Source organism: Acinetobacter sp. YH12241 (assembly GCF_013417535.1).
Classification (GTDB): domain Bacteria; phylum Pseudomonadota; class Gammaproteobacteria; order Pseudomonadales; family Moraxellaceae; genus Acinetobacter.
Map to the genome: position 1 here is coordinate 129910 of NZ_VPDQ01000007.1, position 12954 is coordinate 142863.

The window sequence follows — 12954 nt, forward strand, 5'->3', positions numbered from 1 at the left end:
GCTTTAACCTATAATCTGAATGGTACTGGCACCGGCACCGACCGGTTTAACCTGAATCTGAACCGGAATCCGTTCATGCATCTCCTGTACATGTGAAATTAGCACCACTTTACGGCCCTGACTCTGCAAATGATCCAGTGCATTCATGACCATATGTAAGGAAGCCGGGTCTAAAGTACCAAAACCTTCATCAATAAATAGCGATTCTAGTTTCATTGAGCCGGAAGCCATATTGGCAATCGCCAAGGCCAGAGCCAGAGAGACCAGGAAGGTTTCACCGCCAGAGAGTGACAGGACAGGACGCACTTCGCTGTTCATATCCAGATCGATAATCGCCAGACTTAAACTGTCTGGAATCCGGTACAGCTGATAACGCGGAGCCAGGGGCTGTAATTGCTGATTGGCATATTCGACCAGAATATCCAGGTGATGTTCCTGCGCGATTTTCTGGAATTTGGTGCCTTCCTTATGGCCGATCAGGTCATAGATCCGACCCCAACGATATTCTTCAGCTTTGACCTGTTCAATCTGATGCTGGTAGCGTTGTAAGGTCGATTGGTTATTGGCATGTATTCTTAATTTGGTGGCAACCTCATTACAGGCATTTTCCTGTTCAGCTTTTTCCTGTGCCAGACTACTTAAGCGCAGTTCAACTTCTTCAAAGCTAAGTTCAGGCTTGGATTTCAAATGATACTGATATTGTTCTTCCAGAATGTCCCAAGCCGTTTTGGCATTTTCAACCACCTGATGTTGTGCCTGTAATTGCTGGCGAATTTGCTGATGCTGTTGCAAGTCAATATTCAGGCAATGCTGGATATGCTCGGCATCAAACGCAGGATGTATATTTTGCCAGTTCTGAATAGATTGCTGGCATTGCCTAATCTGCTGTTCTAGTTGCTGAATCTGGGTGATGAAACTCTGCTTTTTCAGTTCAGCCTGTTGTAAACGCTGATCATGCTGCTGGGTCATCAGACTCTGTGCCCGTAATTGTTCATCCAACGCCTGTTGTTGTTGCTCCAAACGGTCACGCCATTCTTGTGCCTTAGGATATGTCTGACCGGCATGGGTAAGGGTCAGATGGTTGAGCTGTTCACGTAGCGCTTTACCCATATTCAGCGCCGTATCCATCTTTTGCTGTAACTGTGCATCATATTGTTGATGCAGGCTGAGCTGATCACGTGTTTTTTCAATCTGCTGGTTTAAGCTTTGGATGTGAGTCTCTAGGGTTTTGAATTCCTGAGACTGTTTCTGACGTTGTTGCAGTTGTTGGGATAACTGCTGACAGCTTGATGAGGCATCAGTAATCCAGGATTTCTGCAAGGACTCAGGCAGTAGATTAAGAACCGGATGAATCATTTGTTCTAGCTGTAAATGCTGCTGCATGCTAAAACGTAGTTGATCCAGCTGTTGCTGTTGCTGACGCCATTGTTTCCAGTCACTTTGCTGATTTTGCAGGGTCTGGACTAGCTGCTGTTGTTCTTGTTGAAGTTGAAGCACATGCTGACCAAGCTGTTGCTGCAAATGATCTGTACTCTGGCTTAAATCAAACAGCAAATCAAATTGCTGAAGATCCTGATTTAATTGAACCTTCTGCTGTTGTAGTGTCGTATTGAGCTGACTGCTGCGTTGCTGATATTGCTCAATTAGGGTTTGTAGTTGAGATTGCTGGATTTGTGCTTGCTGCCATGTCTGAGTCAGTTGCTGTAGTTTTTTCTGAGCTTCCTCAAGCTGCTGGTCATGTAGCTGTTGCAAAGCATTTTCTAGTAGTTCCTGATGCTGTACAAAAGGATGCTCATGACTGCCACAGACCATACAAGGCTCATTTGGTTTCAGCTGTGCACGTAATTCCTGAACACTTTGTGCCTGTAATAAACGTTGCTGAGCCAGTACTTGTTGCAATTGTTCGAAAGCCTGTTCTGCTTCCTGACGTTGTTGCTGTAATTGAACCAGCTCAGTTTCTAGTTGCTTTAAACGATCATGATAGCTTTCTAACTCGCGGTTCAATTGCAGGCTTTCAGTTTCTAAGCCAGCCATTTGCTGTACGGTTCGCATTAAAGCTTCAAGCTTCGAATGCTGGGTACTGAGTTGCTGTTGTTGGGTCTGGAACTGTTGGATTTGCTGTTCAAGCTGGTCCAGATGAGTATAGCGCTGAGTGAGTTCCTGCAAGCTGGCAGATAAAGCCTGTTGCTGCTGTTCCAGTTCAGCCCGGCTGGATTGGAAAAGTGCCGGGTGCTGCCGCATGAATTTCTGATGCAGTTCCTGATAGTCCCGCAGGCGTTGCAGAGTCGCCTGCGGTTCGTCATCAAAAACCGCTAAAAAGCTCTGTTGTTCCAGTTGCTTTTGAATCTGCTGGTACTGAGCCTGCACCTGTTGTAACCGTTGCTCAGTCTGCACCAGTTGATTCTGAACAGGCTGAATCTTCTGGGTTCTATAGGTCTGCTGTTCAGCTGCAAGCTGTCTGTACTGATCGCCAATCGACAGCATTTCATGATCCAGCTTGAGTCCCTGATCCAGATAAGGTTTGATCTTCTGGAACTCTTGTTGCTGCTGTTGTTGCTGTTGCTGAATGTGCTGCAACTTGTGCTGTTCGCTATCACGCTGCTGTTGAACTGCTGTGAATTCGGCAACAAAGTTTTGCTGCTCAGTCAGTAAATGGCTACGCTGCTTCTGAAACTGCTGTTGCTGGACAAACTGTTCCCGAATCTGCTGAAACTGGTCCAGTTGATCTAATAACTGTTTTTGCGGTGCCATCTTCTGTTCAGCATCCAGTTGAACCGTATAGATTTCTTTTTTTGCCTGAATTTCAGTATAAAGATAATGCTGCTGGCGATGCCATTTCAGGTCATTTTCCAGTACCTTTTCACTCTGGTTTAGATGCTCAACCGCTTGTTTTAAAGTAGTGTGTTGCTGCTGTAAGGCAGAAATATCTTCTTCAGATAACAGTTCCAGATGACCGATTAATTTTTCCAGGTCAGCACGTTTTTGTTTTACTTCACTATGTTTTTCAAATGCTTTTTGGCTGACCAGACTGAAAATCTGAGAATTGGTCAGATATTCAAGTAGATCAGCACGTTCATTATCTTTGGCTTTTAGAAAGGCACCAACCTCAGACTGTGCTAGTAGAACCGCACGGGTAAACTGCTCGAAACTCAAGCCGACCAGTTTTTCAATCAGCGGCGTGCATTCAGAAATTTTCTGGTTCAGCACCCGTTGATCATCCAGACAGGTAATGGCACGATCGACCTTTAAATTACCATCCACTTTCTGCCGGGCACGACGAATTTCCCAGCGTGCCGTATAGCGTTTCTGGTCTAAGGCAATAAACTCAAGCTCGGCAAAACCCTGTACGCAACCACGGCGCAGAATATTTTTGGAATCCTTGATCGAGACATCCTGTCCACCTGCATCTTTCAGACTACCTGTGGCACCTTTTAAACGTGGAATTTCGTTGTACAGCGCCAGACACATGGCATCGAGCAGGGTGGATTTTCCAGCACCGGTTTTTCCGGTAATCGCAATCAGTCCGGCATGTGCCAGAGGATTTGATTCAAAATCAATATGATGCGTACCAGCGAGAGAGGCGAGGTTATTTAGGCTCAGACGGATAATTTTCATGGCTGATCCTAAGCTTGTTGTTTTTGTGCAAGTTCATGTTGGGCTTCGACCAGTAACTGCTGAAAATCCTGCTGCACCGAATGATCCTGGCTATAGCCCATTTTTTCCCAGATATTGAAAAACAGTGTTTCTGGTGTTGGAGGTGCCAAGTCAATTTTAGAGCTATCGGTCTGATCTTCTGCTTGTCGTTGATAAATCCGGCTGATGCGTAGCAGACGATAACGATTTGGCGGCAGTGCCTGTTCAATCTGCTGACGTAAATCTACCGGTGGCGGTGCATCGGTAGTATATTCAATTTCCAGAAAATGTCGTGCTGCCAGATGCTCAATTTCCCCAGTCGGCAGTGCTTTTACTTTGCTGAGCAGATTTTCCAGATTTTCTCGAATTCTAAATAGCTCGACAGTACGAGGAACTTTCAGCGCTTCAAACTGAAAACGCTGTTCAGCATTTTGTTCAGGATCGATTCTGACTTCAACAACCTGATGCGAATAGTTGATCTCACTAAAGGATAGGGGAATCGGGGAGCCACTATAGCGAATATGCGGCTGACCGACTTTCTGCGGTTTATGCAGATGTCCCAGAGCGACATAGTCAATGACTTCATCAAATAGCGCCGTTGAGAGAGCCTCTTCATTGCCGACGATAATTGGACGTTCCGAATCGGAAGTTTCACCGCCTTGCATATGTGCATGTGACATAAGAATCAGTGCCTGATGTGGCTGCTTACGTGCTTTGGCTTCGGCAATCAACTGTTGGTGCAGATAGCTGATGGCATTCTGGCTATTATGGGTATGTTCATTAATACCGGTAATTTCGGCACTGCGCAAATAAGGTAGAGTTAGGCACCAGGCAATAATCTCTTGCTGCTGGTCATAAATCGGAACCAGCAAACGATCCAGATCAAGAGCATTGTCCGCAGTCCGGCCGACAATACCCACCGCTTTGGCATTGAATTTAGTGAGTAAAGGCTGAACCTGTTCAATCCGGTAACCTGAATCATGGTTGCCGGCAATCATCAGGGTTTGCATATGCGGTGCCAGCTCATGAGCATCGGCAAGGAACTGGTATAGCTGTCTTTGGGCACTGGAAGCGGGATTGATGACATCAAAAATATCACCGGCAATCAGTAGGGCATGTGGCTGTTTTTCCTTGATTTGTTCAAGGAGCCAATTCAGGAATTGTGCATGTTCAAATTCACGGTCATGGTTATGGAAAAATTGTCCCAAATGCCAATCAGAAGTATGTAGAAAATGAACTGCCATGTATACTCACCTTTATTTTTGCCTTCCTACTATAGAAAAAAGCCCAGCTAAAAATCTACTTGAAAAAAATATTTTGATCTATTTCATTGCTACACATCATTAAAACTATTTTCAGCGTAGTTTTGAATATTAGAATAATATCTATGAAATCAATAAAATATGATGTTTATATATAAAGTATTGAATCCAGTGTTTTTATTTTAAATTTTACTTCAGGCATTTTTCATAGCATCTGGGTAGCAGAACCAATATTTTTTATAAAAATTGCTAAAAACAGACTTGAAAAAATGCAGCCGATCATTATTTTATGCTGCATAAGAAGCTGATAAAAATTTGCAGGCGAATTGCTAAAAACGGTTCGTCCAAAAAATAAAAACCGACGATTCGAGTGATGATGAAATCGTCGGTCAAAGATTTGTGTATAGTGAAAATTTTGGCTGCTATTCAAAATTTTCTAAAACACTGGACTTATTGCTTTAGCAAAGAGAACGAAAATTTGTGGATGCCAGTCCAAATTTCCGAACCTTGTACCCTATATAACGTCAGCATCTCGCTTTAGGTTGACAATAAAATGAAAAAAAAATTAATTTTTTTTATACTAGTTGATTAATTGTCCTTGAGTCCTACTAATGGTGCCTCTAACTCGCTATTTTCTCTGGTTTTTCTTCCTATGCTTTATTTTTACCTGCATTTGCGGGGTTGTGGCGGCATTAATGCCGACTGGCATGGGTGCAGTATTAACCATTGTGCCTTATCTGGTAGCGATGATCTGGGTACTGTTTAAATTTTTAAAAAAGGAACAACGGGCGCCAACCCAAGCAGAACGTAAAAAATTCACCTTAGGATTCAGTCTGATTTACTGGGGCTATAATCTGGTATTTTTAATTCTAGGGATTGCTATTGCGACGCGTTCCAATCCGAATGCCTGGCAGGACTTTTTACTATATCTGCAACAGCCCCAATTTATGAGTATTGTCGTGATCATGTTCCTGCTCATCGCGATTCCGCTTTATCTGCTGACCTACTGGTTTTATGGCAAACAGGCACAGCGTATGGCAGCAAAAATGTTTGGCTAAGATTTCGACTCTTTATATCAAAATCGTTGAGATTAAATTCAAGATGCTAAATCAGGCTATATAGAAAATTAGAAGTTTTCTGTATGGCATGATGAGACAATTTTGCATTCATCGACCCATATCACTTTCCCGAATATTCTGATTCATAAGTGACGTATAATTTGAGCAATACAATAATAATGGCACAGAATAACCATGTATAAACCTGTAGTCCTCATGACAGGCGCCAGCGGTTTTATTGGCAGCCATCTGGTGAAATTTTTACTGGCTCGTGATTATGCCGTGATCGGCCTGACCCGGCAGAAAAAATTGCGAGAAGAGCATCCTGATTTTCACTGGATTAATAATCTGGAAGAATTGAAAAATCATCAGATTGACTATGTGATTAATCTGGCTGGTGAAAGTATCGGTCAGGGTCGCTGGACAGCCGCCCGCAAAAAGAAATTGCTGGACAGTCGGCTAAATACCACCAGGCAGTTATATGACTATCTAGAGAAAAATCAGATTAAGCCCAAACGTATTATTTCGACTTCAGCGGTCGGCTACTATGGAATCGATCCGCAAGAACACTGGGAGACGGTGTGTACTGAACAAAGTCCACCACAATCCATTTTTATGTCAGAACTGTGTGAGAAATGGGAAAAACTGGCCTTGTCCTATACCGGGCAGGACACCAAAATTGTTCGCTTTGCTGTGGTGTTTGGTCAAGGAGGCGGGATTCTTCCGCAGATGTTATTGCCAATTAAGCTGAATATATTTGGCCGGATTGGTCATGGGCGTCAGCCGGTGACCTGGGTACATCTACAGGATGTCATGCGGGCGATCGAATTTCTGATGCAGCAGCCGACCCAGCAACAGGTATTTAATGTGGTGGCACCTGAAAAAGTCAGTCAGGCGCAATTTGTCCGGATCGCAGCACAGGTGCTGAAGCGTAAACCTTTATTACCGTTACCAGCTTGCAGTATGAAAATGATGCTAGGTGAACAGTCACAACTGATTCTGAATGGTCAATATGTCCAGCCCAAAGCTTTGCAGGAAGCCGGATTTGAATTTAGCTATCCGACCCTGAAAGAAGCCTTGATTGAAATTTTAAACCGTTAAAGAGTGCGGCTGTAAACGCTGTACCGGACTATAAGGCTGTGGATCTACGATGGTCGGTTGTTCCAGGATTAACTGAGACAGCAATTTTCCAGAAGCAGCACCCATACATAAGCCATTACGGAACTGGCCAAAATTGGTCCAGAGATTGTTCAGATGCGGAATTTTGCCGATATAGGGAATGCCATCCGGGGAGCTTGGTCGTAGACCAGCCCACTGTTTCACAATTGGGAAATCAGCCAGCTCCGGTACCATTTCCAGGCAGGCTTCCAAAATATCCTGACGGATTTCAGCAGAAGGCGAAGTATCAAAACCGACCTGACGCATGCTGGAACCACACAGTACATGACCATCACGACGTGGAATCAGATACATGACCTTGTTCATGCACATGGTTGGTAGCCAGTTTTCTGGTGTTTTAAAGAGCAACATCTGGCCTTGAACCGGATGAACTGGAATGTCCAGACCGAGCTGTTCAGACCAGCGTGCAGACCATGCACCGGTGGCAATGACGAACTGATCTGCTTTAAAGCTCAGGCCATTTTTAGTGGAAACACTGTGTACATAATCTTGCTGGATATTTAGCTGACTAATATTGCAATGCTCTTGCCAAGTGACACGCGGATGCTGTTTAAGGTAAGCGATAATGGACTGTAACAGTCGCGGATTGCGGATATTGGAAAGTTCTGGAAAATAGATCGCCTGTTTAAATTTCGGATCTACTTTGGAATTGATTTGCTGGATTTGAGGCTGATTCAGATATTCGGCATGTTGCTGTGGATCCTGATATTGCTCGGCATAGCGCAGTCCAATTTCAAAATCCGTTTCATCAAAAATCAGCATACCGGTTTCGTGAATCTGGAAATCAATGCCAGTCACCGGTTGCAGTTTCTGGTTCCAGGCTTGATACAGCGGTTTGGCATGGCGGGCGAGGGCATTGACGGCATCGGGATAACGCCAGGGATACATCGGGGAGAGGATACCACCTCCGGCCCAAGAGGCCGCCTGTCCAGCCGCTTGCTGATCGAAAATCGTAATAGAACATCCCTGTTCAAGCAATTCCAGAGCTGACATCAAACCGGTGATGCCCGCTCCGATAATGGCGATATGCATTGCGCCAAGGTCCTTCTATTTTATTTCATGTCTTTCAGTTTGAGCGCCGCTTCTTCCGCAAAGTAGGTCCAGATACCATCTGCACCGGCACGGCGGCAGCACATCAGGGATTCAAGAATCACGCTATCAGATAACCAGCCATTCTGAATCGCAGCAGCCAGCATGGCATATTCACCACTAACCTGATAAATAAAAGTAGGTACACCGAAGGTATCTTTGACTTCACGAACCACATCCAGATAAGGCATACCCGGTTTAACGATGACCATATCTGCACCTTCCTGGATATCCAGTGCAATTTCATGCAATGCTTCAGCACGGTTACCGAAATCCATTTGGTAATTGTATTTATTGCCGCCTTTCAGGTTGCTGGCAGAACCAACCGCATCACGGAATGGACCGTAGAAACTAGACGCATATTTGGCTGAATAAGCCATAATAGAGGTATAGATATGGCCATTCTGTTCAAAGGCCTGACGAATTGCACCGATGCGGCCATCCATCATGTCACTTGGCGCGACAATATCAGCACCGGCTTCGGCATGGCTTAAAGTCTGCTTGATCAGTGCTTCAACCGTTTCATCATTCAGCACGTAACCGGTTTCATCAATGATGCCATCCTGGCCATGCGTGGTATAAGGGTCTAGCGCGCCATCAGTGATCAGCACCATTTCCGGTAATTCTTTTTTCAGCAGGCGAACGGTCTTCTGTACCAAGCCATCTTCATGCCAAGCGGCTTCTGCAGTCAGACTTTTATCTTCTTGTGGTGTGACTGGGAACAGCGCCAGCTTATTGACACCCAGTTCCAGCAAACGTTCTGATTTTTTTAACAACAAGTCAGCAGACAGGCGCTGCACATTTGGCATACTTGGAATGTCTTGGGTCTGATTTTGTCCCGGCAGCACAAATACTGGATAAATCAAGTGATCAGCACTGAGATGGGTTTCACGTACCATAGAACGTAAATGCTCATTTTTACGAATACGACGCATGCGAGTTGCAGGAAACGCGGGACGATTGAACGTATAGGTCATAAAAATCTCAGTAATCAGTATTAAACTAGGCCCCTATTGTAGCCCTATCTGAATTTTTTGGGCATAAATTAGCGGTTTTTTATTGTTGTAGTTTCGGGCAGACTTATGACTAAGACAGAAAGAAATTGGACAGGTAATATACATTTAGGTGCAAAAGTGGATATTGAAGTGGTCTTAAACCAGTTGGTACACGCTTTTAATACCTCTCCTTTTTTTAAGCATAATGGCATGACCATGCGAGTGGTCGATGGTCAGATCGAAGCATATGTTGAAATGCAGGATTTCATGATTGGCAATGTGGCATTTCAGATTCTGCATGGTGGTCTTGCAGCGACCATACTCGACAGTATTGGCGGAATTGTGGCGATGGGTGAGCTGTATAAGAAAGCCGAACCGGAAACTATTGCCGATACGATTAAAAAGGTATCACGTCTGGCGACGGTTGATATGCGCGTGGATTATCTAGCGCCCGGTCGTGGTAAATATTTTATTGCCCGTGCAGAAACCTTACGTTTGGGGCGTAAGGGTTGTACCATGCGTATGACCATGGTCAATGATGATGACAAGCCAATTGCTACAGCGATTGCTTCATATGCCTATTAATTAAGTTTATCTCCTCAATCCTGGCTCACTTCGGGCCCGAACTAAGCCCTTATTCCTGGAATAGGGGCTTAGTTTTTTAAACTTCCGAGTAATATTTTTTTGCATATTTTCTAATTTTTATTATTAGAATGCATGAAAATTAAATTAATACGGCTTTCTCATTTTACCCATTGATCAATAAACGGGATATGAATCTATACATTCATGTCAGTGCTGGTCAGTGTGGCTGCGTGACCAAGTCTGTTGGATTTAGGAAAAAATCAATGACAGATGTACAAGACACCCTGCCAGAAAACGCATCAGATACAACTTCGGATCAAGCTTTAAAAAATAAACGTAAAAAAGCCCTGAGTATTGTTGCCCTCCTTATGGTGATTGCACTGGTGCTGTTTCTGGTGTGGAAATTCTTTCTGAACAATTCAGTCAGTACTGAAAATGCTTATGTCGGTGCTGAAACGGCTTCTATCACGTCTATGGTGAGTGGCCAGGTTGCTGAAGTACTTGTCCATGATACCCAAGCGGTCAAACAGGGCGATATCCTGGCCAAAATCGATGACCGTGATGCCAAAATTGCAGTGGCTCAGGCACGTGCAGAACTGACCAAAGCCAAGCGCCAGTACAAACAGACTGCGGCCAATAGCGGGGCTTTAAGCTCACAGATTGGGGTTAGTGATGATGCAATTCGCAGTGCCGAAGCCCAGCTGGCTCAGGCTCAGGCAGCCTTACATAAAGCACAAGATGAATATACGCGTCGTGAAAAACTCAGTGCGAGCGGTGCAGTGTCTAAAGAAGAACTCAGTACAGCACAATCTGCATTGGATACGGCCAAAGCTGGCGTAGCTTCTGCTGAAGCGGGTCTGGCACAAGCAAGATCCAGCCAGAAAGCCGCACAAAGCAATTTAGCGGCGAATGAAGCCTTGATTCAAGGCGCGAATGAAAATTCGACTCCTGATGTACTTGTGGCTGAAGCCAAACTGAAACAGGCCGAGCTAGACTTAGAACGTACTGTAATTAAAGCACCTTTTGATGGGGTGGTTTCACGCCGTTCAATTCAGGTGGGTCAACGTGTTGCGCCAGGTACAATGCTGATGATGGTCGTACCAGTAGATCAGCTCTATGTTGATGCCAATTTCAAAGAAAGCCAGCTGGAAAAAGTCCGTGTCGGGCAGAAAGCTGAACTGACGTCTGATCTGTATGGTAAATCGGTGAAATATCACGGCACTGTGGTTGGCTTCTCTGGCGGTACAGGTTCAGCTTTTGCTCTGATTCCGGCTCAGAATGCAACGGGTAACTGGATCAAAGTGGTACAGCGTTTGCCAGTGCGTATTCAGCTGGATCCGAAAGAGCTGGCTGAGCATCCGCTACGTGTGGGTCTGTCGATGGAAGCTGAAATCCACTTCAAGAAGTAATTCCCGATGAATAAATATGTTCCATATGGGAATCTGACTGGCGGCAAGCTGATGCTGGCGGCCTTTGTGCTGGCATTGGCCAATTTCATGGTCGTGCTGGACATGACCATTGCCAATGTCTCGGTACCGCATATTACCGGTAGTCTGGCAGTTTCCAGCTCGCAAGGCACCTGGGTCATTACGTCTTATGCAGTCGCAGAAGCGATCTGTGTACCTTTGACAGGATGGCTGGCGGGTCGCTTTGGTAGCGTACGCCTGTTTGGTGTCTGCCTGCTGGGTTTTACCATTTTTTCGATTCTATGCGGGATTTCTACCAGTCTGGAAATGCTGGTGTTTTGCCGGATCGGGCAGGGGTTGTTCGGTGGCCCAATCATGCCGCTAAGCCAGACTTTATTACTGCGAATTTTCCCACCTGAAAAACAATCCCAAGCGATGGGGATGTGGGCAATGACCACCGTTGTCGGTCCAATTCTCGGTCCAATTCTCGGCGGTACGATTAGTGATAACCTGTCTTGGCACTGGATTTTCTTTATTAATATCCCGGTGGGTTTGTTCTGCGGTCTGGCTGCATTGAAGCTATTAAAACCAGCAGAAACTGAAACCAATGCTTTGAAGATTGATAAAGGTGGTTTGTTCTTACTGATTCTTTGGATTGGTGCGCTGCAATTAATGTTAGATCTCGGTCATGAACATGACTGGTTTAGCAGTTCCTTTATTGGGACCTTGGCGGTGCTTGCCATAGTCGGTTTAATCATCTTTACCATCTGGGAACTGACCGAACGGCATCCGATTGTAGATATCCGGATCTTCCGATATCGCGGGTTTACCTTTGCTGTGCTGTCATTGGCCTTTGCCTTCGGTGCCTTCTTTTCCAGTATTGTACTGATTCCACAGTGGGTGCAAATTAATCTGGGTTATACGGCCACTTGGGCAGGTTATTTAACCGCAACCATGGGTTTTGGTAGCCTGTTGATGTCACCGATTGTGGCGAAGATGGCGACCAAATATGATCAGCGCATTCTGGCCAGTTTCGGTTTGACCTTGCTCGCCGTTGTGACTTTGATGCGGGCATTCTGGACTACGGATGCTGATTTTATGGCATTGGCCTGGCCACAGATTCTGCAAGGTTTTGCGGTGCCATTCTTCTTCATTCCACTCTCCAATATGGCATTGGCCTCAGTCCAGCCTCAGGAAATGGCTTCAGCGGCTGGTTTGATGAACTTTCTGCGGACCATGGCTGGAGCGATCGGAGCTTCAATTGCAGTCACGATCTGGGATGATCATAGTAAAGTGGCCCGCAGTGAGCTGGTCGGTAAACTGAATGTCGAAGAAACTCAGAATACCTTAATGGCACAGGGCATGAGTTCGGACAGTGCCTTGGGTTATATTTCCAGTCTGGTGGATAAAGAAGCATTAACCCTGTCTGCTAATCACCTATTTTTGATTTTGGCGATGGTTTTTATTTTTGCTGCTTTAATCGTCTGGTTGGCACCACGACCGAAAGCGGGTGTGGGTGGAATGCCATCACATTAATATTTTCCAACATAAAAAACCGCTAACTATTTAGCGGTTTTTTTCGATCCGCAGATTCAAATCCCAAGTGCAACACATTTGTAATTAGTTGAAAAAGTTAGGTGTATTCATAGAATCATTAGACTTTTTCAACTCGCAATTGGAAAGCACACAATGAAGAAATACACCCAACTTTCTCAAGATGAAAGATACGAAATTTATGCTACTTTGA

Annotated in this window: 9 protein-coding genes; 5 read left to right on the forward strand and 4 right to left on the reverse strand. The window is 45.0% G+C overall.

The features are described 5' to 3' along the window. Nucleotides 1–3 precede the first annotated feature (3 nt). Complete coding sequence (locus FTV18_RS06390) at nucleotides 4–3615, reverse strand: AAA family ATPase (RefSeq protein ID WP_180017021.1); 3612 nt, start codon at nucleotides 3613–3615, stop codon at nucleotides 4–6. 8 nt (nucleotides 3616–3623) lie between these two features. Next, nucleotides 3624–4877: an exonuclease SbcCD subunit D C-terminal domain-containing protein gene (locus tag FTV18_RS06395; protein ID WP_180017019.1), complete on the reverse strand. Its 1254-nt coding sequence runs from the start codon at nucleotides 4875–4877 to the stop codon at nucleotides 3624–3626. A 629-nt stretch (nucleotides 4878–5506) separates the two neighbouring features. On the opposite strand from FTV18_RS06395, the gene FTV18_RS06400 reads away from it, so the two are divergent. After that, complete coding sequence (locus FTV18_RS06400) at nucleotides 5507–5953, forward strand: ABZJ_00895 family protein (protein WP_034703116.1); 447 nt, start codon at nucleotides 5507–5509, stop codon at nucleotides 5951–5953. A gap of 195 nt (nucleotides 5954–6148) precedes the next feature. Continuing rightward, on the forward strand, nucleotides 6149–7054 hold the full coding sequence (locus tag FTV18_RS06405; RefSeq protein ID WP_179992938.1) for a TIGR01777 family oxidoreductase: 906 nt from the start codon (nucleotides 6149–6151) through the stop codon (nucleotides 7052–7054). Here the strand turns inward: FTV18_RS06405 and thiO are convergent. Together thiO and hemB are read right to left on the reverse strand one after the other, a co-directional pair. Beyond that, on the reverse strand, nucleotides 7043–8164 hold the full coding sequence (thiO, locus tag FTV18_RS06410) for a glycine oxidase ThiO (RefSeq protein ID WP_180011393.1): 1122 nt from the start codon (nucleotides 8162–8164) through the stop codon (nucleotides 7043–7045). The genes FTV18_RS06405 and thiO overlap by 12 nt on opposite strands. 20 nt (nucleotides 8165–8184) lie before the next feature. Then, entirely contained in the window at nucleotides 8185–9198 is a 1014-nt protein-coding gene (hemB, locus tag FTV18_RS06415; RefSeq protein WP_175966866.1) for a porphobilinogen synthase, read from the reverse strand. Nucleotides 9199–9303: 105 nt separating this feature from the next. On the opposite strand from hemB, the gene FTV18_RS06420 reads away from it, so the two are divergent. The 3 genes from FTV18_RS06420 to FTV18_RS06430 all read left to right on the forward strand — a co-directional run bounded on the left by FTV18_RS06420 (nucleotide 9304) and on the right by FTV18_RS06430 (nucleotide 12743). Next, nucleotides 9304–9801, forward strand: coding sequence for a thioesterase family protein (locus tag FTV18_RS06420; RefSeq protein WP_034703122.1), 498 nt, complete (start codon nucleotides 9304–9306; stop codon nucleotides 9799–9801). Nucleotides 9802–10064: 263 nt separating this feature from the next. After that, the gene (locus FTV18_RS06425) at nucleotides 10065–11210 is read left to right on the forward strand and encodes an HlyD family efflux transporter periplasmic adaptor subunit (RefSeq protein WP_179992940.1); all 1146 of its coding nucleotides are present in this window, start codon (nucleotides 10065–10067) and stop codon (nucleotides 11208–11210) included. A 6-nt stretch (nucleotides 11211–11216) separates the two neighbouring features. After that, a complete protein-coding gene (locus tag FTV18_RS06430) occupies nucleotides 11217–12743 on the forward strand; it encodes a DHA2 family efflux MFS transporter permease subunit (RefSeq protein ID WP_180011395.1) in 1527 nt (508 codons plus the stop codon). The last annotated feature ends 211 nt before the right edge of the window (nucleotides 12744–12954 follow it).

What these genes read in the sequence shown, in the direction of transcription:
- thiO (WP_180011393.1), bottom strand. Translation starts at nt 8,164, where the DNA reads ATGCATATCGCCATTATCGGAGCGGGCATCACCGGTTTGATGTCAGCT.
- FTV18_RS06395 (WP_180017019.1), bottom strand. Translation starts at nt 4,877, where the DNA reads ATGGCAGTTCATTTTCTACATACTTCTGATTGGCATTTGGGACAATTT.
- FTV18_RS06400 (WP_034703116.1), top strand. Translation starts at nt 5,507, where the DNA reads ATGGTGCCTCTAACTCGCTATTTTCTCTGGTTTTTCTTCCTATGCTTT.
- FTV18_RS06405 (WP_179992938.1), top strand. Translation starts at nt 6,149, where the DNA reads ATGTATAAACCTGTAGTCCTCATGACAGGCGCCAGCGGTTTTATTGGC.
- FTV18_RS06420 (WP_034703122.1), top strand. Translation starts at nt 9,304, where the DNA reads ATGACTAAGACAGAAAGAAATTGGACAGGTAATATACATTTAGGTGCA.
- FTV18_RS06425 (WP_179992940.1), top strand. Translation starts at nt 10,065, where the DNA reads ATGACAGATGTACAAGACACCCTGCCAGAAAACGCATCAGATACAACT.
- hemB (WP_175966866.1), bottom strand. Translation starts at nt 9,198, where the DNA reads ATGACCTATACGTTCAATCGTCCCGCGTTTCCTGCAACTCGCATGCGT.
- FTV18_RS06430 (WP_180011395.1), top strand. Translation starts at nt 11,217, where the DNA reads ATGAATAAATATGTTCCATATGGGAATCTGACTGGCGGCAAGCTGATG.
- FTV18_RS06390 (WP_180017021.1), bottom strand. Translation starts at nt 3,615, where the DNA reads ATGAAAATTATCCGTCTGAGCCTAAATAACCTCGCCTCTCTCGCTGGT.